This is a genomic window from uncultured Gemmiger sp. (genome assembly GCA_944388105.1).
Classification (GTDB): domain Bacteria; phylum Bacillota; class Clostridia; order Oscillospirales; family Ruminococcaceae; genus Gemmiger.
In genome coordinates this window covers 16,393-39,855 of record CALXHN010000008.1, presented here as the reverse complement: position 1 = coordinate 39,855, position 23,463 = coordinate 16,393, and the positions used below count along the sequence as shown (strand labels likewise).

General features: G+C 64.4%; 17 protein-coding genes. 1 reads left to right on the top strand and 16 read right to left on the bottom strand.

Translation table 11 applies throughout. The annotated features are described in order from the left end of the window. Positions 1-26 precede the first annotated feature (26 nt). The 15 genes from Q0K17_RS01925 to Q0K17_RS01855 form a co-directional block, all read right to left on the bottom strand. Entirely contained in the window at positions 27-629 is a 603-nt protein-coding gene (locus tag Q0K17_RS01925) for a hypothetical protein (protein WP_294539282.1), read from the bottom strand. Continuing rightward, a complete protein-coding gene (locus Q0K17_RS01920) occupies positions 626-2,590 on the bottom strand; it encodes a hypothetical protein (RefSeq protein ID WP_294539279.1) in 1,965 nt (654 codons plus the stop codon). Before Q0K17_RS01920 ends, Q0K17_RS01925 begins: the two co-directional genes overlap by 4 nt. Before the next feature lie 28 nt (positions 2,591-2,618). Continuing rightward, entirely contained in the window at positions 2,619-3,227 is a 609-nt protein-coding gene (locus Q0K17_RS01915; RefSeq protein ID WP_294539276.1) for a hypothetical protein, read from the bottom strand. Beyond that, a complete protein-coding gene (locus tag Q0K17_RS01910; RefSeq protein ID WP_294539273.1) occupies positions 3,224-5,230 on the bottom strand; it encodes a hypothetical protein in 2,007 nt (668 codons plus the stop codon). Before Q0K17_RS01910 ends, Q0K17_RS01915 begins: the two co-directional genes overlap by 4 nt. A 212-nt stretch (positions 5,231-5,442) precedes the next feature. Continuing rightward, positions 5,443-5,760, bottom strand: coding sequence for a hypothetical protein (locus Q0K17_RS01905; RefSeq protein WP_294539270.1), 318 nt, complete (start codon positions 5,758-5,760; stop codon positions 5,443-5,445). A 130-nt stretch (positions 5,761-5,890) separates the two neighbouring features. Beyond that, positions 5,891-6,742 (bottom strand): TIM barrel protein, encoded by an 852-nt coding sequence (locus tag Q0K17_RS01900; RefSeq protein WP_294539267.1) that lies wholly within the window; start codon positions 6,740-6,742, stop codon positions 5,891-5,893. Further along, on the bottom strand, positions 6,739-7,683 hold the full coding sequence (locus Q0K17_RS01895) for an ROK family protein (RefSeq protein ID WP_294539264.1): 945 nt from the start codon (positions 7,681-7,683) through the stop codon (positions 6,739-6,741). The genes Q0K17_RS01900 and Q0K17_RS01895 overlap by 4 nt, the downstream gene beginning before the upstream one ends. Continuing rightward, on the bottom strand, positions 7,676-10,861 hold the full coding sequence (locus Q0K17_RS01890; protein ID WP_294539261.1) for a glycoside hydrolase family 38 C-terminal domain-containing protein: 3,186 nt from the start codon (positions 10,859-10,861) through the stop codon (positions 7,676-7,678). Before Q0K17_RS01890 ends, Q0K17_RS01895 begins: the two co-directional genes overlap by 8 nt. A gap of 67 nt (positions 10,862-10,928) precedes the next feature. After that, positions 10,929-12,578 carry a hypothetical protein gene (locus Q0K17_RS01885; RefSeq protein ID WP_294539258.1) on the bottom strand — a complete coding sequence of 550 codons (1,650 nt, stop codon included), beginning with the start codon at positions 12,576-12,578 and terminating at the stop codon, positions 10,929-10,931. A gap of 19 nt (positions 12,579-12,597) precedes the next feature. Further along, positions 12,598-13,434, bottom strand: a complete 837-nt coding sequence (locus Q0K17_RS01880) for a carbohydrate ABC transporter permease (RefSeq protein WP_294539255.1) — start codon at positions 13,432-13,434, stop codon at positions 12,598-12,600. Further along, complete coding sequence (locus tag Q0K17_RS01875) at positions 13,434-14,318, bottom strand: sugar ABC transporter permease (RefSeq protein ID WP_294539252.1); 885 nt, start codon at positions 14,316-14,318, stop codon at positions 13,434-13,436. Before Q0K17_RS01875 ends, Q0K17_RS01880 begins: the two co-directional genes overlap by 1 nt. A gap of 115 nt (positions 14,319-14,433) precedes the next feature. Then, on the bottom strand, positions 14,434-15,774 hold the full coding sequence (locus Q0K17_RS01870) for a sugar ABC transporter substrate-binding protein (protein WP_294539249.1): 1,341 nt from the start codon (positions 15,772-15,774) through the stop codon (positions 14,434-14,436). A gap of 14 nt (positions 15,775-15,788) precedes the next feature. Continuing rightward, positions 15,789-16,892: a glycoside hydrolase family 88 protein gene (locus tag Q0K17_RS01865; protein WP_294539246.1), complete on the bottom strand. Its 1,104-nt coding sequence runs from the start codon at positions 16,890-16,892 to the stop codon at positions 15,789-15,791. 179 nt (positions 16,893-17,071) lie between these two features. Then, on the bottom strand, positions 17,072-18,274 hold the full coding sequence (locus Q0K17_RS01860) for an MFS transporter (protein ID WP_294539243.1): 1,203 nt from the start codon (positions 18,272-18,274) through the stop codon (positions 17,072-17,074). 18 nt (positions 18,275-18,292) lie between these two features. Then, positions 18,293-21,373, bottom strand: coding sequence for a glycoside hydrolase family 2 TIM barrel-domain containing protein (locus tag Q0K17_RS01855; protein ID WP_294539240.1), 3,081 nt, complete (start codon positions 21,371-21,373; stop codon positions 18,293-18,295). A gap of 215 nt (positions 21,374-21,588) precedes the next feature. Between Q0K17_RS01855 and Q0K17_RS01850 the strand changes: the two genes are divergently transcribed. After that, on the top strand, positions 21,589-22,521 hold the full coding sequence (locus Q0K17_RS01850; protein WP_294539237.1) for an AraC family transcriptional regulator: 933 nt from the start codon (positions 21,589-21,591) through the stop codon (positions 22,519-22,521). 92 nt (positions 22,522-22,613) lie between these two features. Here the strand turns inward: Q0K17_RS01850 and Q0K17_RS01845 are convergent, their stop codons facing one another. Then, a complete protein-coding gene (locus Q0K17_RS01845; protein ID WP_294539234.1) occupies positions 22,614-23,435 on the bottom strand; it encodes a hypothetical protein in 822 nt (273 codons plus the stop codon). Positions 23,436-23,463 lie beyond the last annotated feature (28 nt).

The window sequence follows — 23,463 nt, the reverse complement described above, 5'->3', positions numbered from 1 at the left end:
ACGTTCTCCTTACAGGAAAGGGAAATTCAGCGGCGCAGGCGGGCGGCCCAGAAGGCCCCCAGATCCCACAGCGCCGCCAGCAGGGCGGGCAGCACCGCCAGGGCCAGGGCCTGCTCCCCCAGCGGCCGGAAATACTGCCACAGGGGCAGGGGCGCGTTGACGGTGAGGACGGCATCCGCCTCGCCCAGCACCACCCCTTCGCTGCCGGCGGGGTCGATGCGCACCGAACCGCTGCCCATGGGAAAGACCAGGGTCACCTGGCCGGGGGCTGTTTCGGCGGCCCACACCCGGCGGCGCAGGCTGGGGTCCTGTCCGACCTTGCCGTAGTAGCCCTCAAAGCCGGAGGCCGGGGCATCGGTGGCAAGGGTCACGCTGCGCACCGGCTGGTCCAGGGCCAGCTGCAGCTGGGGGTCGCCCCCGGCGGTGACCCAGCGGCCCGCCTCATCCTGGACGATGTCCTGCATCGCCAGGTCGGAAAGGGCCAGGGTCTGGGTGTGCAGCCGCCCGGTGGCAAAGCCCAGGGCGTCCCATCCGGCACAGGCCAGGGCGTACACCGCCCACAGCACCAGGGCCAGAAGGTACAGCGAAAGCATCTTGTGTTGGTCCAGCCATTTCAACTTCTGTTTCATGCCGTCCCTCCCACATTGCAGACAAAATCGAACCGGCCGGTGCCGGCGTTGTATTCATACACCGCCGAACCCGCCGCGCACCCGGCCAGCCCGTCGCTGAACAGGGACGCGTAGCCGTCGGCAAAGAGGTCGTCGGATTTTTCGATGAACAGGTAGCTGCAGCCGCTGTCCAGGATGCAGTCGCGGAGCTCTTCGGTGGTGTAGGGGTGGTAGTAGAGGGTGTCATCCGGCAGGGCTCCCGGCAGGGCAAAGGTGCCGCCGCCGCCCATCTTCTCGGTGCCGCTGTAATCCAGGTACCAGGGATACAGCTCATAGGTGTACAGGAACCACCGGCTGCCGTCGTCCCCCTGGCTCACAAAGAAGATGTGGGCGTCCTCGGGCACCACGGCCTGCACTTCCCGGGCCACCGCGCGGGTCTGCCAGCGCTGGGCGTAGGCAGCGTCCCCGCAGCCGAAGACGGTGAGGGTGAAGGGCACCCGCAGCCACACCAGTCCGGCCAGACCCAGCACAAAGACCCCGAACCCGGTCTGTACCAGTCCGGCGGGGCGTTCCTCCTCCATGGCCCGGAGCACCAGCGCCCCGGCGGCCAGCAGCCAGCCCAGCAGATAGGGGTACATGTACCGCTCAAAGCCCACCAGGCCGTCGGACACTTCATCCCGGAACACATACACATAGGTCAGCCCGATGAAGAAGAAGTAGGCCGCAAAACCACCCAGCCCCAGCACCGCAAACACCCCGGCCTGCCGGCGCAGGGCCTTTTCCCGGGTGAAGAGGGCGGCCCCCACGGCCAGGGCCAGGGTCAGGCCCACCACCAGGAAGAAGGGCCCCACCATGGTGGTGGTCGTGGTGAAGAGGTTTTTCACCATTCCGCCCATAATTGTGGAAAACTTTTCCGTCCGGCCGATGCCCAGCAGTTCCTTGCAGCCGGTGATGACCATCTCGGCCATGCCCATCTGCTGGGTGCCGCCCACGTTGGAGGTGTCCGCCGTGCTGGCCACCGACAGGTACCGCTGCCAGGACCAGAAGGACACCCCGCAGGTGAGGAACAGCCCCGCCGCCTTGGCCAGGGTCCTGCCCAGGGCGGGGGCGGGGGCTTTTTCCGCCAGGGCGGACAGGAAGGCGTCCGCCCCGATGATGCCCGCCGCCACCAGGGCCATGGCAAAGCCGGTGTCCTTTTCCAGGCAGAGGGCGGCCAGGGCCAGGGCGGTGGGCCACAGGGCGCGGCGCCGGTCCATGTAATACACCGCCATGGCGCCGCCGAAGGTCAGGCCCAGGGGGATGTCCGACAGGCTGGAGGCGTACAGGTCGGTGGTGCGGGTGACATTGCCGTACAGGGTGATGAGGAAGGGCAGCAGAAACCCGAAGCCCAGGGCCGGCACCGCCTGCCGCCAGGCGCCCTTGGGGGCGGCCGCCGTCAGGGTGGTGAAGAGGGCAAGGAGCAGGATGTCATATCCGGCCAGCACCCGCCATTCCGCATAGGGACCGAAGAACTGGAAGAAATACCCCAGCACGATGAGGGCGGGGCGATGGGAACCCACCCAGTCCCAGCCGATCTCGGCGTTGACGTAGAGATGACCGGAGGTTTTGACGATCTTGGCGGCGGTGCCCCAGAAGCTGAACTCATCCCAGGTGCTGAACATGGGCTGCCGCCAGGAGAAAAAGACCAGCAGCGCCGCCGAAAGCACCCAGAAGGCCAGGAACCCGGGTACGTTCAGGGCCGACAGGGGCTTTTTGTGCCCCACCGGGGCAAAGGCCAGCACCCAGGCCCCCGCCGCCAGCACAAAATACACCCACCCGGCGGGCACCAGCACCCCCAGCATGCCGGCGGCGGCAAACCACAGCATGGTGGCGCACAGGGCCGTGAAGGGGGCCAGGGGCGCGGGCAGGGCGGTGCGCCGGACCAGCAGCAGGGCATAGCCACCCAGCGCTGCCAGCGATACCAGACTCAGAACCAATTCCATTACATACATTCCCCCATATCGGGTGTAGTCAGCGGTCGTCCCGCCGCAGGGTGAAAAGACAGCCCGCCAGCCCGGGCAGTACCGCCAGCCAGAACAGCTGCCAGCCGTCCGGCACAAAGTAGGTGTACCAGGGCGGGCGCTCGTTCAGCACAAGGGCGGTCACCTGCACGGTGACCCCGGCGGTGTCCGCCAGGTCCAGGCGCAGGTTCTGTCCCGCCGTGCGGGGCAGGGTATATTCCCAGCTGTCCCCGTCCGGGGCCGCCGTGGGCCAGACCCGCAGCCGGGGGGTGTAGCCCATACCCGGCAGATGATAATACAGGTCCTTCTCCCCGCCGTCCCCGGTGTAGTCGGCCACCAGGCGCAGCCGGCGGACCAGGGTGCCCGGGGTCAGCAGCAGCTGGGCGTCCCCGGTGGTGCTGGTCAGCACCCCGGGCGCCGTCTGCTCCATGTTCACCAGGGTATACTGGCCGGTGTCGGCCAGGGTCACGGTCTTTTGCTGGTACACCCCCAGGGCGTACAGCACCCCGTCCAGCCCAAAGCTGCCCGCCATGGACAGCACCAGCACCACCACCCCCAGGGCGTACAGCGCCCGGAAGGGATGGCGGCGGGCGGCGGCCAACCGTTCTTTCCACTTCATGCGCCCGCCTCCTTTTCCAGCATCCCGGCAAAGGTCAGCCCCTCCGGGGTGACCCTGTACAGCGCCGGACCCTGTCGGGCGGCGGCCAGGTCGTCGGTGAACAGGGTGTGGTAGCTGGCCACAAAGCCTTCGTCCACCCGGGCCGCCAGAAGCCAGGTCACCTCTTCTTTTTCCAGCATGGCGGCAAATTCCGCCGCCGTGTAGGGGGCAAAGTAGGGGTCATTCTCCCCGCCGGTCAGGGCCGGGTCGCCGTAGGTGGCGCCGCCCTCCCCGTATACCAGGTCCAGGGGCCGCAGGGTCTGGTTATACAAAAACCAGTAGAACCCTTCGTCCCCCTGCCGGATGAGGAACACCCGCTCCCCGGGCGCAATGGTCCCGGCGGCGGCTTCGGCCACCGCACGCTCGGCGCGCACGGCGGCGTATTCCCCCTGGCTCACCCCCAGGAGGGTGAACTGGGGCTCCCCCTGCACCGCAAAAACAAGGGCAAAGGCCGCCCCGGTCACCAGCGCCCCCGCCCGTCCCCACAAGGCTTTGGGGGCGGCGTCGCAGGCCAGGGCCAGCACCGCCAGGGCGATGAGCAGCCAGCCGCTGTAGTAGGACCCGAAGTACCGGGCGTAGCTGGCCAGGTCGTCGGGGGAGGAATCCTTGAGCAAAAAGGCGTAGCTGAGCCAGAGCATGAAGAAGTAGCCCAGAAAGCAAAGGCCGCTGCCTGCCCCCAGCACCAGAGTGTGCACACGGGCCCGGGCGTTCGCACCCAGGAGCAGGGCCAGCGCAAACAGCACCCCCGCCAGGGCGGCGACCATCACGCCGGTGCCCAGCATGGACACGTTGCGGGTGAAAAAGGCGGTTTGCAGAGCGGCGCCGTAGTCCTGGAACAGGGTGCGGCGGGCTTCAAAGTAGTCGGTCACCGGCAGGCCCAGCAGCATTTTGATGCCGTTGACGGCCACCTCCGGCAAAGAGGCCCCTGCCGTGTCGCCCATGCCGCCGGAGGCGGCGTTCTGCAGCACCAGGGGGGTGATGTGGGCGCTCCAGACCTGGTACTGTACCAGCGGCGCGGCCAGACAGACCAGGGCAAAGGCCGCCCGCCGGAGGGCGGACGAAACCCGCCGCACAGCACCCGGGGCGGGGAAAAAGACCCAGTCCAGAGCCAGCAGTCCGGCGGCGGCCAGGGCCAGCACCAGGGTGTTGCTCTTCACGTTGGCGGCCAGCAGCAGCACCGGCAGCGCCAGGACCCGGGCGGGCAGGGGGGCGCGGCGCACCGAAAGCCAGAAGGCCACCGCGCCGCCGAAGAGCATCCCGGCGGGCATGTCCCCCAGGAATTCCAGCCAGGCGGTGCTCAGCAGGGCGGTGTGCCCCGAAACCGAGAGCAGGCTGGGCACCAGCAGGGCCCCCAGCATCAGGGGCAGGGAGACCCGGGCTTTGCGGGCACAGCCGCCCACAGCGGCCGCGGCGGCCAGCATGACCGCATCCGCCGCGTAGATGGCCCGCCAGGGAACGAAGCCCCCGAAGAACTGGAAAAAGTAGCTCAGCAGGGGCAGGGCGGGCAGCTCGGTCATCTGCCAGGGCAGGCCTGCGTCGCACAGGGTGTAGAGGCGGTTGTTCTGCACCATGAGCTTGGCGGCGGTGCCCCAGGAGGAATACTCGTCAAAATTGAGGAAATCCGGCTGCACCCGGGCAAAGTACAGCGCCAGCAGCACCGCCAGCGCCCAGAACACCCGGGCGGCCGGGTGGGCCAAAGCGGCCCGGGCCGGGTCCGGGCGGCCGGAACGGCGGGCCAGCAGCCCTTCCGCCCCCAGGCCCCACACCCCGCCCAGCAGCAGGACCAGGCCGGCCAGGGGCAGAATGCGCAGCAGCCCGCCTGCCAGCAGGACCAGCTCCGCCAGGGCCAGGGCGGCCAGGGGGGCGGCGGCAGGCCCCACCCCGGTGCGGCGCACCAGGATGGTGCTCAGGCCGAAAAGGGCCAGCAGCGTGAGCAGCAGCCCTGACAGTGAAGCCCAGGCCATGGACGGGCCTCCTTTCTTGCAAAAACAGAAAAAGCCCCGGCCCGCGGCCCGGTTCGGCCGGGGGTGGGCGGGGCTTATTGATGCGGAATTGTTCGAAATCAGTATACCCCATTCGGGGGATGATTTCAACCGCGGCCCTTTTGCGGAAGAGCCCCCCGGCAAAACAAAAGGCCGCGCCCCGGCGGGGACGCGGTCACCTGTGCAGCAGGGTCTTATTGGCAGCCGTTGATGCCGCAGCTGCGGTGTTCGGCGATCTCTTCCTCCCGCACCGGGGGCTGGCCCAGCCAGGAAAGGGCGGTGTTCAGGTCAAAGGTCTTTTCCCCATCCTCCCGCACAAAGAGGGGCACGCCGATGCCGCCGCGCTCCCGCACCGGGGCAAAGACGGGGTCATGGTCCCGCAGGGCCAGGAATTCCTTCAGGTTGGCGGTGCTTTCGGTGATGTCCACATACTCCGCCGCAAAGCCCCGGGATTGCTGCAGGGCCTTGTAGTTGCGGCAGTCGATGCAGATGGGGGTTCCGTATACTTTCATGAAAAAGGCTCCTTTCGCCGTGTTTCGTCCCTATTGTACCCGGAAGGGCCACCGGGCGCAAGGGGCGGACGAAAAAAGCCCCGCTCACGGGGAGCGGGGCGCTGAAAAGCGGACGGGTTGCGGAAGGCGCTCAGGCCTTTTCCCACTGGGCGGCAAAGAAGGCCTTGTCCTGGGCAAAGTGGGCGGGGTCGGATTCCTCCAGCAGACCGATGATCTCCGGCTTGGCGGCCTTCACGTTGCGCATGAGGGCGTCGTAGCACACAAGGCCGGTGCCCGGGCGCACGCATTTCTGGACTCCGTTGCTGTCAAAGACGCAGTCTTTCAGGTGCAGCACCGAGATCCGGTCCCCGTACAGGTCGAAGGCCTTCTGGATGACGGCGTTCTGCTCCTCCGGCGCGGCGGCCCAGGGCGCCACCAGGTTGGCGGCATCCAGGATGACCTCCACCGCCGGGGAGGCGATGTCCTTGAGGAAGCGGTCCATCATCTCGGGGCTGCGCAGGGTGTGGTCGAACACCCCTTCCACGCCCACCGTCACCCCCAGGCGCTCGGCGGCGTCCACAATGGTGGAAAAGCTGTCCAGCAGGGTGCTGTAGCATTCGGCGCTGCGGGTGGCGTCGGTCACCGCCATGTCCGGGCTGTAGCGCCCGGTCTCGGTGCCCACCATGTCGGCGCTGCAGTGCTTGGCGTAGCGCAGCCGCTCCACAAAGCGGGCCACCTCCCCGGCGCGGGCGGCGGGGTCGGGGTTCACCGGGTTGATGTAGCAGCCCAGCACCGCCACATGCAGGTCCCGCCGGGCCAGTTCCCGGCCGATCTTGTGGGCAAAGCCCGCCGAATAGTGGCCGGTGGTGAAGTCGTAGTCGGAAAAACTCTTTTCAAAGGCCAGCTGCAGATGCTCCAGGCCCTGGTCCCGCATGGCATCCAGGGCTTCGGCCATGGGGGCGGGGCGGTAAGCATCGTGGGCACGCATACCAAACTGAATCATTGCAATCCCTCCTGACGGTCCAGGACAGCCGCGCCGATGATGCCGGCGGCGTTGCCCAGGCTGGCCAGTTCCAGCCGGGTGTTGCGGCGGGAATACCGGGAGTAGACCATGGGGGCCACCTTCCGGCGCAGGGGGTCCAGCAGCTGGGCCCCGGCCCCGCTGAGCCCGCCGCCGATGCACATCAGTTCGGGCTGCAGAACGTTGATGATGTTGGCCACGCCCTCGGCCAGATCGTCCAGGAAGGCGTCCAGCACCCGGGCGGCGGTCTCATCCCCCGCCTTGGCGGCGGCAAAGACCGCCCGCCCGTCGATGGGCCCCTGGGCCAGCAGGCTTTCGGGGGCATCGGCTGCCGCTTCCCGGGCACGCTGGACCAGGGCGGTGGCGGAGGCGTAGGCTTCCAGGCAGCCCTGGCGCCCGCAGGTGCAGGACCGGCCGCCGGTGTGGATGACCATGTGGCCCATCTCCCCGGCAGCGGCGTTGCAGCCGCCCCACAGGCGGCCGTTCAGGATGATGCCGCCGCCCACGCCGGTGCCCAGGGTCATGGCCACCATGCTGCTGACACCCTTGCCGCAGCCGGCCAGGTACTCGCCCCAGGCGGCGGCGCCGGCGTCGTTGGCGGCCAGCAGCCGGCAGGAGAACCGCTCCTGCAGCAGCCGCACAAAGGGCACGTTGTCAAACCCGAAGTTGTTGGCGTATTCCACCGTGCCTTCGGCCTGGTTCACGGTGCCGGGAATGCCGATGCCCGCGCAGCCCACGTCGGCTTCGGTCAGGCCGCGGTCGGCCAGCATCCGCACCACCAGGGCGTGGATGTCATCGGCCAGTTGTTCGGGGGTTTTGGGCAGGCCGGTGGGTTCGGAAACCTGGTACACCAGACGGAACGCTTCGTCTACCAGGCCGACGGCAATGTTGGTGCCGCCCAGGTCAATACCGATGTTATACATGGGGAACCTCCTGTTTTGCGGGCTGGCTGCGGGGGACCACCGCAAAGGTCTTGATTTCGTAGGGGCCGAATTCGGCGGTCACAACGCCGTTTTCCGCCGTGAGGGGAGTCTGCCGGTGTTCCAGCAGGTCACATTCCCACACTTCCAGGTCGGGGGCGCCCGCCAGCTCCCAGTGGACCCGGGTCTGCATGCCCGCGGCCTCGTACATGCGCAGGATGGTGGCGTCCTGGCTTTCGGCGTGCTTGAACACCTCGCAGAAGACGTTCTCCCGGTCGATGCGCACCTCCGGCCACAGGCCGGCGCTTTCGCCGCCGCGGCGGCCCAGCCAGGTCAGGGCGGGACGGTTCAGCCGGCCCGCTTCCCGCACCACCCCGCCGGTGCGGAAGTCGCCGGCATGGGGCATCAGGCTGTAGGTGAAGGTGTGGGTGCCGATGTCGGCGTCCGGCGCCGGGAACACCCCGGATTTGATCAGGGTCAGGGCCACCTGGGAATCCTTGGCGCTGTAGCCGTACTTGCTGTCATTGAGCAGGGCCGCGCCGTAGCCGCCGTCGGACACATCCAGCCAGCGGTGCATGCACATCTCGAACCGGGCCTGCTCCCAGCTGGTGTTGGTGTGGGTGGGCCGCTCCACGCTGCCGTACTGGATCTCGCACTGCAGCTTGCGGGTGAAGATGGCAAAGGGGAAGTGGACCTTGAGCAGCTGCTGGTGTTCCTGCCAGTTGACGGTGGTCTCAAAGTCGATGCGGGGGCTGTGGCCGTAGAAGATGATCTTCTGCTCGATGGTGGAGTTCAGGTACCGCAGCCGGGTGCGCACCACCCAGCGCAGCGGACCGGATTCCAGCAGCTCGGCGGGGCCGCAGGCCTCCGGGTCCCAGTGCTTGCGCACATAGGCTTCGTCGATGTTCCAGGCGTCGAACTCGTAGGGGCGGTCGTCGTACACCCGCAGATGGTTGCCGGCTTCCCCGGGGGCAAAGAGCTCCCGCTGGGCCTGCTCGTCATACAGCGAGTTCAGCCGGCCGTCCGGTTCGATCTGGGCCCGGTACCGCCCGGTGCGCACCAGCAGGGCGCCGTCGGGCAGGTATTCCGCCCGGGGCAGCGGCCGCCGGGGCAGTTCCTGCCGGGTCAGGGCCACCGTCTTGTGGCCCAGGGGCGGCAGGGCCTCCACCAGGCACAGGGCGGAACCGTCGGCGGTGCGCTGGCAGGGGGCACCCTCGGGGCGGGGGGCGTCGGCGGGCAGGGTGAGCAGCAGGTCCTGGGGATAGCTCAAAGGGTTCCAGGCCAGCAGGGTGTCGGCGGTGTCCACGCCGGCAGGCTGGCAGCCCGCCCGACGGCCCAGGGCATTCAGGGCTTCGGCCTGCAGGGCGGCGCACTCGGCCTTGACAAAAGTATACTCTCTTTCGGTCTGTTCGTAAACCTCCGCGATGCTGGACCCGGGCAGGATGTCATGGAACTGGTTCAGCAGGACCAGCTTCCAGGCGTCGTGGAGCCGCTCGGCCGGGTAGGGGGTGTCGCAGCACAGATGGGCGGTCTGGGCCAGCCATTCGGTGGCGGCCAGGTCCTCCTCGCACCGGCGGTTGTCCCGCTTGTTGGCGGCCTGGGAGGTGTAGGTGCCCCGGTGGAATTCCAGATAGAGCTCCCCGCTCCATTTGGGCAGGTCCTTGCCCTGCACTTCCTGTTCCAGGTCCTCAAAGAATTCCCGCACGCCGGAGAACCGCACCACCGGACAGCCGGGGATGCCCTGTTCCAGGCGGCGGCCCATCTCGATCATTTCCCGGGTGGTACCGCCGCCGCCGTCGCCGTATCCGTAGACGGTGAGCACCTTATGGCTGCAGGCCTTCTGCTGGTAGCGCTGCCAGCAGCCCATGATGTGGCGGGGATTTTCCAGCCCGTTGTAGGTGGTGCCCATGGGTTTGCGGCGCAGTTCCGGGTAGGGGTCGGCGTCGGCGGTGGTGATGAAGTGGGACAGCACCTGGGAACCGTCGATGCCCTCCCAGTACATGGTGTCGTAGGGGAAGAGGTTGCGCTCGTTCCAGGCGATCTTGGTGGTCATGAAATACCGCAGCCCGGTCTTGCGCATGATCTGGGGCAGGGCGGCGCTGTACCCGAAGACGTCGGGCAGCCAGAGCACCACATTGTCCCCGGTGCCGAACTCCTGCTCAAAGAACCGCTTGCCGAAAGCGATCTGCCGGATCAGGGATTCGCCGGAACTCAGGTTGCAGTCCGCTTCCAGCCACATGGCGCCTTCGGTCTCCCAGCGGCCCTCCGCCACCCGGCGGCGGATCTGGGCAAAGACTTCGGGGCAGTCCTCCTTGACGAACTCGTACAGCTGGGGCTGGCTGGACATGAATTTGTATTCGGGGTATTCGTCCATGAGGGACAGCACGGTGGAAAAGCTCCGCAGGGCCTTTTCCCGGGTCTGGCGCACCGGCCATTTCCAGGCCACGTCAATGTGGGTGTGGCCCACGCTGTACACCTGGGGGGCGTGGGCGTCGGGGTGGCCCAGCACCTCGGCGGCCAGCAGTTCCCGCACCCGGTGCAGGGAGGCCTCCCAGGCTTCGGGGCCGATGTTGCGCAGGTCCAGCAGGTCGGCGGCGCGGCACAGGGCCTGGAGCAGCCGGGTGCGGCGGTCGTCGTCGTCCCGCAGGCGGCAGGCGGTCTCAAAGGGGGCTTTCAGGTCATAGTAAGCGGCCTGGGCCAGGGGTTCGGGGATGCGGGCCCGCAGATGCAGGAAGTTGGATTTGCCCGCCGTGTTGCTGTACCCGTACAGCCGCAGGGCCACCACGGTGCCCGGTTCGGCCTTGTCGGTGAGCACCACCTCCCGGTGGTTCATGTCCAGGGCGCAGCGGAGCCTGCCGTCCACATAGGCCAGGAACTGGGGGTTGTCGGTGTTCCAGATATCGCTGGCCCCGGTCTCCAGCTCCGCCACCACCTGCCGCCCCCGGGCGGCTTCGGGCAGGGTGTAGTCGGCCCCGAAGCAGAAATGGGCGTCGGGGCCGCCCCAGGTCTCGTCGGTGCCGAAGGGCGTCCAGGCGGCCATGTCTTCCAGCACCCGGCGGCGCTCACCGTAGCCGATGGCACACATCCGCACCCCGCTGATGGGGCCCAGCTCGGTGTACAGCCGGGGCTGCAGGTGCTCCAGGGCGCTGTGCACGTATTTTTCCATCTCGGTCAGATTCATAGGGATTCTCCTAAAAAAAGAGGAGCACTGTTTCCCCTTGCTTGGAAAACAGCGCTCCCCGGTTTTGTCAGGCGTCGTGGTTGACGCGGATGCTGAGTTTGCGCTCGGTGGGGGTGTAGGCGTTGCAGTACACCGTGAAGCCGGCGGTGTTCACTTCCTCGCCGGAATAGTGGCCCTGGAACTCGTGTTCCCCGAAACCGGGGCCGATGGTGATGTGCTTGGCGCCGTCCCGCACCGTCAGGGTGCCGTCCCGCAGGATCAGGCCGGAACCGGCCTGGGCACGGATATTGAAGGCAGGATGGTCCAGGACCGTGTCCGCCGGCACACAGAACTCCACCCGCAGGGGCAGCCGGTCCAGACCCTCGGTCTTCAGGTGGAGGTCCAGCCCGTCGGGCTGCTCCACGATGTCCAGGGTGATGGTCAGCTGGCTGCTGATGAGCTTGTCACGGCTGGCGTGGTCCATCTGCCACCAGTCGGAGGTGGCGGGAGGCTCCTGGAAGGGCAGGTAATACCAGCCCTTGGCGGTGGCCTTCAGGGTGCAGCGGCCTTCCCCCACCTCGATGGTCTGGGGAATGAAGTTGCGGATATCGCAGTAGCTTTCCCCGATCTTCAGGTAGATCATGGTGGAGCCGCTCTTGAAGTACAGGAAGGCGCTCTTGCCGTTGAGGACCGTGTAGGTGTACTGGGGGTTCTGCACCCGCAGCACCCCGGCATGGTGGAAGAACTTGCGGTACTGCGCCGGGAACCCGCAGTGGGTGAAGTGGTGGTGCAGCATCTCGTCGTGGGCCATGATGATGTGCAGGCAGTCGGGCGCGATGTCACCCCGGGTCATGTTGTCCCGGATGATGCGCTGGGCAGCGGCATCAAAGACCTCGTTCTCCTCATGGCTGCACATGTACAGGTACTGGTAGAAGTACTTGTCCGCGTATTCCAGCTTGCCCTGGTCCTGGCGGGTGGAGTTCTGGGTGAAAACGGTGCCGTCCGGGTCGATGTAGGTGAGCATCATGCTCAGGTTGCGGCGCACATAGCCCAGGAACTTGTCGTCCCCGGTGGCCTGGTACATGGCCATCATGGCGTTGTTGACCACCGCGTTGTAGTTGCCGGTGGAACGCTCGGCGTACTCGCCGTCCTCGTCCCCGTCAATGCCCTCGGCCAGGTACTGGCCGGCCCGGTCCCGCAGGCTCCGGGCAAAGTCGGCTTCGTCGGCAAAAAGGTTGGCGCCCTGGAGCAGGGCCGCCGCAATGCCCCAGCGATGGTTGGGGGTGTGGAAGCCGCCGTCCCGGATGGCCGGCAGGGCCTTGTGCATCAGGGCCAGATACCGCTGACGCAGTCCGGCGATCTGCTGGGAGCCGTCGTCGTACTTCACCAGGATGCGGTGGGTGGCGAACAGGCGCTTGAAGCAGAAGGAGGTATCCGGCGCCGGATGGAAGTTGCAGGTGGGGTAGTCAAAGCTGCCGTCCTCCCGCTGGGTACGGGCCACAAAATCCAGGGCCAGGCAGATGGCGTCATACAGGGCCGGGTCCTTGTGGTAGCGGCTGTCCGGGTTGAGCCAGACGGCCACCGCCGCGGCCAGGGCATAGATGGTGGGTTTGGCTTCCCACACATTGCTGCGCAGGCCGCCGTACTGCAGGTCCTGCTTGTCTTTGACCTGCATGGCCAGGAAATTCGCGGTGCGCTGCTCGGCGCCGGCGATGAGGTGTTGGATATAACGTTCCATGGTTTGCTCCTTGAGGGGATCAGCCCTTCACGCCGGTAGCGGCGATGCCGCCGGTGATGTACTTCTGCAGGAAGATGAAGATGATGATGACGGGCACGATGGACAACACCGAGGCGGACAGGATGGAGTTCCAGTCAACGCCCATGGTGCCGATGTAGCTCTTGACGGCGATCTGGATGGTGAAGTTCTTCTGATCGGACAACAGCATCAGGGGCAGGATGTAGTCATTCCAGCGCCACATGAAGGAGAAGATGGTCAGGGTGATGGTGACCGCACTGCCCAGAGGCAGCATGATCTTGCCGAAGATCAGCGCTTCGTTGGCGCCGTCGATACGGGCGGATTCGGCCAGTTCCAGGGGGATGGACATGTAGTGCTGGCGGTACATGAAGATACCGGTGGTGGTGGTGACCACGGGCAGGATGCAGCCCCAGATGTTGTTGTACAGGCCCATCTCGGACACAACGGTGAACTGGGCGATGGTCAGGATCTCACCGGGGATCAGGGTGCCCAGCAGGAAGACGGCGAACACCTTGTTGGTGTAGCTCAGTTCCTTGCGGTAGATGGCCAGGGCGTAGCCGCACATGGCACTGGTGATGACGGTGATGATGGTGCCCATGACAGCCAGGAACAGGCTGTTCTTGAAGTAGACAAAGATGCCGTCCTCCACAACGCCGAAGTAGGATTCAGCGGTGGGGTTCTGGGGGAAGAGGTGCAGGGGGTAGGCAAACAGCTCATTGGAAGGTTTGAAGGAGCTGAACAGCAGCCAGATGATGGGGAAAATGATCAGAAAAGCGACCAGAAGACCCACCAGGGTGACGACCACATTGGAAACGGTACGTTTTGCACTCTCGCCCATCAGATCTCGCCTCCTTTAGTTGCTTTGAACTGCACAACGGCAATGATGATGAAGACCAGGCTGACCAGAATGCCCAGAGCGGACGCGTAGCCGTACTTGTACTGGTTGAAGCCCTGATCGTAGATGTACTGCACAATGTAGGTGGTGGAGGTGCCGGGGCCGCCCAGAGAGATACCTTGGACCAACGCGTATTCCTTCAGGGAGGAGACGGTGGTCAGCAGCAGGACGATGAAGGTGGTGGGCATGAGCAGGGGCACCGTGATGCCGAAGAAGGCCTGGACCTTGCTGGCGCCGTCCACGCTGGCAGCCTCATACAGGTCGGGGGAGATGTTCTTGATGCCGCCGATGTACATGAGCATGTAGTAGCCGGCAGACACCCAGTTGGAGGCCACGCTGATGACGATGGTGGCCAGGGTGGGGTTCAGGGACCACTGCAGGGGCTGAATGCCGATGCCCTGCAGCAGGAAGTTGATCAGGCCGTATTCCTGGCCGAACATCCAGTTGATGGTGATACCGGCGACCAGCGCGGAGAACAGAACCGGGATGTAAACCAGGGTGCGCACCAGGGTGGTGCACTTCAGGCTCTTGGAGGTGACCAGAGTGGCCAGCAGCAGGGGGATGGCCACCTTGAAGGGCAGATTGCAGATGGTGTACAGCAGGGTCCGGCCCAGGGTCTTGTAGAAGTCGGCGTTGGTCAGGGCGGTGATGTAGTTCTTCAGGCCCACAAAGTCCATGGTCTTCCAGCCGTCATAGTTGGTGAAGGAAAACCAGATGCTCAGGAACAGCGGGATCATGAAGAAGAAGGTAAAGAGCAAAAGGGATGGCAGGACGAACATCCAGAAGGCGCCGGTGTGTTTCAGCGCCGTATTCTTTGTTTTGGTCATGACACTCTCCTAATTCGTGGCGGGCAAAATGCCCGTTGAAATTTTCAGGGAGTTGCCGCCGTGCGGCAACTCCCTGAAAACACTTGTGGCAACGGTCAGGTTGTCAGCTGCCGGATCAGTATGCCATCTCCCAGCCGGAAGCTTCGGCCAGTTCGGCAGCGAAGGTGTCCAGAGCTTCCTGGGCGGTCACTTCGCCGGCGACAGCGCGTTCCAGCGCATCGCGGTACTCGGCATCCTTATAGGTTCTCCAAGAGGAGGCTTCATCGGTCATGAAGGTATCGGTGACGTAGTTGGTCTCGTTCTGCATGATGGCGAAGTCTTCCTTGGCCTTATCGGTCTCGGGCTGATAGGAAACGTCGTTCATAACGGACAGGCCCTTGTGCAGCTGCAGGTAATCCTGGTAGTTGGAATGGTCGTCGCCGTACAGCCACTGGATGAACTGCTCAGCCAGTTCCACGTTCTCAGCATCCTTGGGGATGGCCAGAGCGGAACCGCCGATGATGGCGGACTGGCAGGTGCTGCCCATGGGGCTGGGAATGACGCCGAAGTCGAAGGAAGTGATCTCGGAGCTGAAGGTGTTGTAGTTCCAGCTGCCGGACAGCAGGATGGCGGCGTCGCCGTTCTTGAAGTACTCAACCGGGTTGTCGGTGGTGCCGCCGGCCCAGATGGCCTTGGGCATGACTTCGTTGTTGGCCTGGACAAAGCGCTCCAGGGTGGAAACGTTCTGCGGGCTGTTCAGGGTGACCTTGAAGGTGTCGCCGTCAGCTTCCACGATGGAGCCGCCGTTGGCGTACATCAGGATGTCGTAGCGGGCGCGGGAAACGTCGGCGGCAAAGCCGTACTTCACGCCGGCCTTCTCCTGCAGGATGGCCGCATTCTCATACAGTTCATCCCAGGTCCAGGGATCCTCGATGGTCGGGGCTTCGATGCCGGCGGCCTCAAAGGCGTCCTTGTTGTAGAAGATGCAGGTGGTGGTGTACTGTTCCGGCACGCCGGTGATGGTGTCGGAGGTGTAGCTCTTGCCGACCAGCTTCAGGGCGTTCTCATTGAACATGCTCAGGTCCAGCACGGTGGACATATCCACGAACTCGTCGGGATACAGCTGGTGCAGGAAGGTGGTGGCGCACAGGTCGGGCAGGTCCTTGTTCTTGGCCATGGAGGGGAACTTGGTGCGCATGTCATCATGGGAGATGATGATCTTCTCCACGGTGTTGCCGGTCTCGGCAGCCCAGGTGTCCAGGGCGTTGCCCAGAGCGTCGCCTTCGCCCGGTTCCTCGGACAGGGTGACCTTCAGGGTGCCGCCGGTGATGGGAGCGGACTCGGAGGTTTCTGCGGTGCCGGTGGAAGTGGTGCTGGCAGAGCCAGAGCCGGAACCGGAGCTGCCGCAGGCGGCCAGAGAGGTCAGCATCGCTGCTGCCATGACCCCGGCCATGGTGTTTTTGATGAGCTTTTTCATTGTGGTTTCTCCTTTCAGTTTTTATCTAAAAAGCATTGGCTTTCCATAAAGAAGAGCATGGCCAGCGCCTGACCATAGGGCATGGGCTTGAGTTCGATGTTCTTGTAGAAATCCTTGGACTCACGGCCCATGGGGGTGCCGTAGGACACCTGATGGACAACGCCCTCTTCGTCGGTGTAGCCGATGATGGGCTCCAGGGCCCGCAGGGCGGGTTCGATCCAGCTTTCCTCGCCGAATCCCAGGGACACGCCCTTCAGGATGCCGTAGGCAAATCCGCAGGTGGCGCTGGATTCCACATAGGAATCGGGATCATCCACCACCGTGTGCCACATGCCGTTGGGCTCCTGGTACTGCAGCAGCGCTTCCACCTGATGGCGCCAGGTGGCGATGAGCAGCTTGCGCACCGCCGGCGTGCGGCCGGGGGCTGCCAGGAATTCGGGGATGGCGGCGGTGATCCAGCAGTTGCCCCGGCCCCAGAAGGCGGCGGCAAAGTGGCTCTTTTCCTTGAAAGACCAGCCGTGGTACCACAGCCCGGTCTTGCGGTCCGCCAGGTACTTGACGTGGAGCAGGAACTGGTATTCCGCTTCCTCGCAGTATTCCGGCCGGTTGAGCACCCGGCCCATGTTGTCCAAAAACAGCACGGTCATGAACAGGGTGTCGTCCCACAGTTCTCCTTCGTTGACCGAGTCGGAGGTGATGTGCTGCAGGCCGCCTTCCTTGGTGCGGGGGAAATCCTTGTAGATCCATTCCGCCCATTCGCGGCAGGTGTCCCGGTACGCGGGCACATCCAGCTCGTCCAGCATGTAAGACAGGGGCAGCAGCGGGGTCACGGTGTTCACGTTCTTGCTGGGCAGCCCGATCTCGAACTGCTTGGCATAGTACCGGGCCAGAATGTTCTTGTACCGCTCATCCTTGGTCCGGTCGTACAGTTTCCAGACACCGTACAGCCCCACACCCTGCGTCCATTCCCAGTGTTCATATTTGCGCAGGTCGTCATTCGCAAGGCTGTTGGTCTGCATGCCTTTGAGGAACTGTTCGTCGTCCTCATACAGAACTTTTTCGAAGCTTTGCAGGTATTGGTCGATGTAATGGCAAATATCCTGTTTGGTCGGTTTCATGTCTCTGTCCTCCTACACGCTTATGATACCATCCGGCCCACAAAAAACCTACGCGTTTTCGGCTTTCTTGGGGGTGAAGATATTGCGTATTTTGCGTTTTTTGAGTGATTCGCACACAAAAATGCAACAAGAGTCAAGACTTATAGGCAAAGTGTACAGCGAAAACCGGCCCAAAACTGTCAATTTGCCATGGAGCGGGTCTTGCGCATGAGGATGAGGTAGCAAAGATAGAACAGGATCATGCCCACCGGCAGGATGCCGAAGCTGACCCGGTAGCCGAAGGCGTCGATGGCGGCGCCGAACAGGGCGTTGAAGGCGATGTCCGCCAGGGTGGCCAGACTGATGATGCTGCCGGTGCGGGTGGCGGCCACGTTTTCCGGGTAGACCTGCTGGATGAGCAGCACCATGGTGGGATACAGCACCGAGATCAGGAACCCGGAAACGCCCAGGATCACCAGCCCGCTGCTGCCCAGCACCACGCCCAGCACGAAGAGCACGGTGCCGGCGCCGCCGAAGAGATACAGGCTCCGGCGGGCGCCCAGCTTCTGCACCGCGGGGGCCAGGACCAGACGGCCCAGGGTCATGCCGCCCCAGAACAGGGACAAAATGCCGGAAGCCCGGGCGGAGGGCATGTCAAAGGCGTTGATGCAGTAGGAGAGCAGCCAGTTCATGATGCCGTGCTCCCCGATGAAATAGAAGCCGAACATGGCCACAAAGAACCAGAAGACGCTGCGGGCGGGTTCCGGGCGGGCCTGCAGGGGCGCCGCGCCGGGGGCGTCCCCCTGGGCGGCGGGGGTGTGCTGGGGCACATACAGCCGGCTGAGCAGGATCAGGACGATGACGCCCGCCGCCAGCATGATGCCGTTGATGAGCTTCCAGCCGCCGAAGCTGAAGGCGTAGTTGCCCAGCAGGAACTGGCTGCCGCTGGTGCCGATGCCCTGCAGGAAGAAGAGGATGTTGACCATCAGCGGACCGTAGCCGAAAAAGACGGCGGGGGCCAGGATGTTCAGGGTGGTGTTGAGCAGGGTGGAGGCACCCAGGGCCAGGAACATGGTCAGCAGGATGGCGTAGTAGCTGTCGCTGACCAGGTTGATGATCAGGGCCAGCCCCCACAGGCAGATGGCCGCCGCCGTGACCTTCTTGCGGGGGAACACGTCCAGCAGCTTGCCGCCGATGCTCAGGAACAGCAGGTTGCCCGCGTAGCTCACCGTGACGATCATGGACAGCATGGTGTCGGTCAGGCCGTAGCGCTCCTGGAAGATGGGGGCGAAGATGCCCCGCAGGGCGTCGTTGATGCCCAGGGCCATCATCAGCAGCCCGAAGCAGAGCAGGGGCAGCCAGGGGCTCAGGCGTTTGGTTTGGGAATCGGTTTGGTTCATCATGAAGCTCCTTTCTGGAGATCAGCGGTCACCGCGGGGGCCCAGGATCAGGGTCCAGCGGGCGTGGAGTTCGGCACCGTCCAGGCGGTACTGCTCCTGCAGCTGGGGACCGCAGCTGTTGGAGCCCACCCCGCTCTGGTCCGCATCCAGGCAGAGGACGCAGTGGTCGGCGGGGGTCAGCTCCCAGGAATGGGCGGCAGCGGTCAGGGCCTCCTGGGTGTCAAAGCCGGCACTGAAGGCGAAGGGACGGTCGGAGGTGATCTTCAGGCCGCCGATGCGGGTGGGGTTGGTGAACACCACCTGGTCGCAGTCCCAGTGGCTGCCGTATTCCTGGGGCTTCAGGTAGGGACAGTGCAGCTCCCGCAGGTCCTGTTCAAAGCAGCCGTGCCAGCTGGCCTGATGCTTGTCCCGGTAGCTTTCCCCGGGGCCCATGCCCTGGTACGCCACATGGCAGAATTCCTTGGGCAGGAAGAACCGCAGCCCGAACCGGGGCAGGAAGGGAAACTCGGTGTCCCGCCGGGCGTCGATGTCCACCGTGATATTGCCTGCGCGGAGGATCGTCCAGGTGATGGTGCCCCGCACAAAGGCCTGACGGCTCACCGAGCCCAGAGAAAAGTCGGTGGCTATGATAATCTTGCCGAGCGGGTGGAGAATCCGGGTGCCGTAGGTGCGCAGCCGGGCCTGATCATACCCCGCATACTTCCACTGGGGCACCATCTCGATGTCGTTGTCGGTGGGGGCCCGCCAGACGTTGAACTGGATGGGCTGGTCCAGCAGCTGGATGCGGGAAGGTTTGTCCTCCATCCGGTCCAGGCTGCCGGCATAGGTGTCATAGCGGTAGAGGAAGTCCCCGCCGTCCACCGTGATGTAGCGTGCGTCCTCCTCCGCTACCAGGCAAGGGATGCCGTCAAGGCTTTCGGGCTCTGCCGGGGCGGTGCGCACGCCGGCGGGCAGCTCGTCAAAGCCCAGCAGGGTGCCTTCGGGCTGGAGCAGGCCGGTGGACAGGTATTCCACCCGCCAGAAGCAGCGGCCGTACACATTCTCAGGCAGGGTCAGGGCCGGCAGTTCGGCCCAGGCATCCCCGTGGGGCGCCGCCGCCGGGGCGGGGCAGTAGCCGCTTTGCAGGGTGCAGGTTCCGCAGGTCAGGGTCCAGCGCAGCTGCACCGCCTTTTCCAGACTGGTGAAGTCCAGCATGTTGCGCAGCAGCACCCGGCGGTTGTCCAGGTCCCCCTGCTGCAGCCGCACCGGCCGCCAGACGTTGCGGAATTCCAGCAGGTTGGGCTTGACCTCCCGCTCGGGGCTAACCAGGCCGTCCACGCAGAAGTTGCCGTCGTGGGGGTATTCGCCGCTGTCCCCGCCGTAGAGCAGGTGGCCTTCGGCGTCCCGCACCGCGTGGTCGCACCATTCCCACACAAAGCCGCCGCACAGGAAGGGATACCGCATGATCCGCTCGTGGTAGTCCTCCAGGTCTCCGGGACCGTTGCCCATGGCGTGGGCGTACTCACACAGGATGAAGGGCTTGTGGTGGGCGGGCTGGGCGGCGGCGTAGGCGTCGATGTCCGCAAAATCCGGGTACATCCGGCTGTAGAAATCCAGGTCGCTGAAATCGTAATGGCTGCCCTCCGGCACATACCGGGCGCCCTCGTAGTGGCGCAGGCGGCTGGGATCCCGCTGGCGGGTCCAGCGCAGGGCGGCCTCAAAGGTGCAGCCGTAGGCGCACTCGTTGCCCATGGACCAGAACAGCACGCTGGGACGGTTCTTGTCCCGCTCCACGCACCGCTGCACCCGGTCCACCGTGGCCTCGGTCCAGTCGGGGTTGTCCGCAATGGGCTGGTTCCACCGGTTCAGGTGGGTGGTCCAGTTGTTTTCCTTCTTGTACACCTGGTCGGTGCCGTGGCTCTCGTCGTCCGCTTCGTCCATGATGTAGAAGCCGTACCGGTCATACAGCCAGTAATACTGGGGGCTGTTGGGGTAGTGGCTGGTGCGGATGGCGTTGACGTTGTGGGCCTTCATCAGCTGCAGGTCCCGCTCCATCTGCTGGCGGGAGATGGTGTACCCGGTGTCCGGGTCGGAGTCGTGACGGTTGACCCCGTGGAGCTTGATGGCCTGCCCGTTGAGCATCAGGCGGGTGTTTTCCACCCGCACCTCCCGCAGGCCCACCTGCTCGGTGATGCATTCCCCGGCCGTGCGCATGACCAGCTGGTAGAGGTAGGGGTCCTCCCCGCACCAGAGATGGGGCTGTGCCACCTGGGCGGTGAACTCGGGACCTTCGGCGGTGCCCTGGTCCACCACGGCGCCGTCGGCGTCCAGCAGCTGCCAGTCCACCGGCACGGGGGCATCGTCCAGATACTGCAGCTCCACCCGCACCGCGGCATGGTCGGCGTGGCCGGGGGTCACCCCTTCCAGGCTGGTGTGCAGGAAATAGTCCCGGATGCCGGTTTCGGGGCGCAGCAGCAGGAACACATCCCGGAAGATGCCGCTCATGCGGAACTTGTCCTGGTCCTCCATATAGCTGCCGTCGCACCACTTGAGCACCAGCACCCGCAGCTCGTTCTTGCCGGGATGGAGCAGGTCGGTGATGTCGAATTCGCTGGTGGAGTGGGAGACCTGGGAGTAGCCCACAAATTCCGTGTTCACCCACAGGTAGAAGCAGGAATCCACCCCTTCAAAGTCCAGCCACACCCGGGGCGTGTCCGGACGGGGGGTATATATAAAGGTACGGCGGTACAGCCCGCAGGGATTCTCCCGGGGAACATAGGGCGGGTCGAAGGGGAAGGGGTACCGGGTGTTCACATACTGGTGGTGGTCCACCCCGTAGTTCTGCCACACGGCGGGCACCGGTACGGAGCGCCATTCCTTGGGGGAGGGGCAGGAAAAGGGGGCCAGACGTTTGGCAATGGCGGGATCTTCCGAGGTGATGTCCGTAAAGGAATCATACCAGCAGAAATCCCAGGTGCCGTTGAGGGAGAGGAACCGGTCGGAGCACTCCCGTTCCAGGGAGTAGGGGCCGGGGCCCGCCGCGGGGATGTAATAGGCGCGGTTGGGCAGGGTGTTCAGATGCAGTTGGTGCGGGTCCTGATGACAGATGGGAATCGACGACATGGCACAGCCTCCTTGGAAAGAAAGAGTGGTGGCTCCTGCCCGCTGCACGGGCAGAAACATCTAGCTTGAGTATACTGGACAAATTCGCTAACAACAAGCGTATTTTTGCCGAATTTACCATTTTTCATTGCATTTTATGCGGTTTTATGGTATGTTGGGCTTAATGAGAACCCAGTGGCGATCCCGTTGGCCGGGGGAAAGGAGGGGAAGGGAAGATGAAATATTATCACAACTCACCTTTGCTGTATGAGAAGGGATTCTCGGTGGAGGTGTGTGACGCGGACAGCTTTGCCCAGGCGTCCACCTACTATTACTTCGACTACGATGAGCGCAACCATTCCATCAACATGGAGTTCCCCCACTTTCATCTGTACTATGAGATGATGATCCTGCTCAGCCCCAAGGCCTACCACTTTGTCAAGGGCAAACGGTACGACATCGTGGCCAACGACATCGTGCTGCTGCCGCCCTCCACCCTGCATCAGTCGGAATATCTGCCCGGGCCGCCCAGCGACCGCATCATCATCGGGTTCCTGCCGCCCCGGTCCGCCGGCTACTATGAACCGGGCTACCAGCGGCTGCTGTCCATCTTTGATGAAAACAGCCCCATCCTGCGCTTTCACCGGGAACAGCAGAACGCCATCTTCCAGCCGCTGAACGAGCTGGCGGAAGCCTGCCAGAACGAGCGGGACCGCAGCGTGCGGGACCTGATGATCCACACCAAGTTCACCGATTTCCTCACCCGGCTGTATCTGGCCCGGGGCAACAACCAGTACGCCCCCAATGTGCAGAACGGCATCAAGGAAAAGATCTACAACATCGCCAACTACATCCAGACCCATTACTGCGAGGACCTGTCCCTGAAACAGCTGGCGGACTGCTTCTATGTCAGCCCGTACTATCTGTCCCACCTGTTCAAGGAGGTCACCGGCTACACGGTGGTGCAGTACATCCAGCTCACCCGCATCAAGAACGCCCAGTTCCTGCTGCTCAACTCGGACACCCGCATCACCCAGATCGCGGCCCAGACGGGCTTTTCCAGCTTTTCCCAGTTCAACCGGGTGTTCCACAAGTTCTGCGGGGTCTCCCCCTCGGACTACCGCCTGTCCACCCAGCACACCCCCTACAGCGCCGAAAAGAGCATGTGAGCGCCCTTTTCCGGCATCACGAAAAAAAACAAAGGCACCGGAGCCGGGCTTCGGTGCCTTTTGCTGTATTTGCAGGGGAGGAAAGAGGGGGATCAGCCCACCACGGTCACGCTGGTGATGTGGGGGTTGACGCCTTCGTACCAGTACAGGAAGCCTTCCATGTCGATGGTCTGGCCCACTTCCAGGTTCTTGACGGCGGCATACACATCGGTGGTGTTGTCGCACAGATAGCTCTCGATGGTGAAGGTGTAGGTCTGGCCGTTGCAGGAGGCGTTGAAGTACAGGTCATCGCCGTCGGTGCCGGAGCCGTCCCAGTTGTACAGGAACGCGTACTCCTCGTCGGAACCTTCCACGGTGGAGGGCTCCACGGTCAGGCCCTTGAAGCTGACCAGCTCGTTCTGGTGGTCGATGAGTTCATCGGTGCCCAGCAGGTCGGTCACGTCCAGGGGCTGGGCGATGAAGGGCTCGGCGTCGGCCACGATCTCAAAGGTGCCGTCGGTGATCTCCACCTCGCCGGACCACTCGCTCTTGTAGCCGGTGACCCGGATGCAGGTGCCCGGGGTCAGCTTGGCGTAGTCTTCCTCCGAGCAGGCCATGTTGTACAGGAAGTAGGCGCCGTCCTCGCTCTGGGCGTAGACGGTGGCCTGGTCTTCCCACCAGGACTGCTTGGCCTGGACGTAGGTCTGGATGGTGACTTCGGTGTCCACATCGGCGGCCATGTACTCCTCATGGGTCAGCACGGTGCCGGCCGCGGCAGCGGTGTCGGCGGTGGCGGCTTCGCTCTCGGAAGCGGCAGCGGACTCGGACGTGGTGTCGGCGGTGGAGTCGGACGGGGCAGAAGAGCTCTGACCGGCGCAGGCGGTCAGGGAAGCGATCATGCCGAACGCCACCAGCAGGCTAAGAATCTTTTTCATTGTTGTTCCCTCCTAAAGGTAGGCCAGG

Bases quoted from the DNA above. Each gene is read 5' to 3' on its own strand.
- Q0K17_RS01850 (WP_294539237.1), top strand. From the start codon at position 21,589: ATGAAATATTATCACAACTCACCTTTGCTGTATGAGAAGGGATTCTCG.
- Q0K17_RS01910 (WP_294539273.1), bottom strand. From the start codon at position 5,230: ATGGCCTGGGCTTCACTGTCAGGGCTGCTGCTCACGCTGCTGGCCCTT.
- Q0K17_RS01895 (WP_294539264.1), bottom strand. From the start codon at position 7,683: ATGTATAACATCGGTATTGACCTGGGCGGCACCAACATTGCCGTCGGC.
- Q0K17_RS01855 (WP_294539240.1), bottom strand. From the start codon at position 21,373: ATGTCGTCGATTCCCATCTGTCATCAGGACCCGCACCAACTGCATCTG.
- Q0K17_RS01900 (WP_294539267.1), bottom strand. From the start codon at position 6,742: ATGATTCAGTTTGGTATGCGTGCCCACGATGCTTACCGCCCCGCCCCC.
- Q0K17_RS01845 (WP_294539234.1), bottom strand. From the start codon at position 23,435: ATGAAAAAGATTCTTAGCCTGCTGGTGGCGTTCGGCATGATCGCTTCC.
- Q0K17_RS01870 (WP_294539249.1), bottom strand. From the start codon at position 15,774: ATGAAAAAGCTCATCAAAAACACCATGGCCGGGGTCATGGCAGCAGCG.
- Q0K17_RS01925 (WP_294539282.1), bottom strand. From the start codon at position 629: ATGAAACAGAAGTTGAAATGGCTGGACCAACACAAGATGCTTTCGCTG.
- Q0K17_RS01905 (WP_294539270.1), bottom strand. From the start codon at position 5,760: ATGAAAGTATACGGAACCCCCATCTGCATCGACTGCCGCAACTACAAG.
- Q0K17_RS01865 (WP_294539246.1), bottom strand. From the start codon at position 16,892: ATGAAACCGACCAAACAGGATATTTGCCATTACATCGACCAATACCTG.
- Q0K17_RS01885 (WP_294539258.1), bottom strand. From the start codon at position 12,578: ATGGAACGTTATATCCAACACCTCATCGCCGGCGCCGAGCAGCGCACC.
- Q0K17_RS01860 (WP_294539243.1), bottom strand. From the start codon at position 18,274: ATGATGAACCAAACCGATTCCCAAACCAAACGCCTGAGCCCCTGGCTG.
- Q0K17_RS01915 (WP_294539276.1), bottom strand. From the start codon at position 3,227: ATGAAGTGGAAAGAACGGTTGGCCGCCGCCCGCCGCCATCCCTTCCGG.
- Q0K17_RS01880 (WP_294539255.1), bottom strand. From the start codon at position 13,434: ATGGGCGAGAGTGCAAAACGTACCGTTTCCAATGTGGTCGTCACCCTG.
- Q0K17_RS01920 (WP_294539279.1), bottom strand. From the start codon at position 2,590: ATGGAATTGGTTCTGAGTCTGGTATCGCTGGCAGCGCTGGGTGGCTAT.
- Q0K17_RS01875 (WP_294539252.1), bottom strand. From the start codon at position 14,318: ATGACCAAAACAAAGAATACGGCGCTGAAACACACCGGCGCCTTCTGG.
- Q0K17_RS01890 (WP_294539261.1), bottom strand. From the start codon at position 10,861: ATGAATCTGACCGAGATGGAAAAATACGTGCACAGCGCCCTGGAGCAC.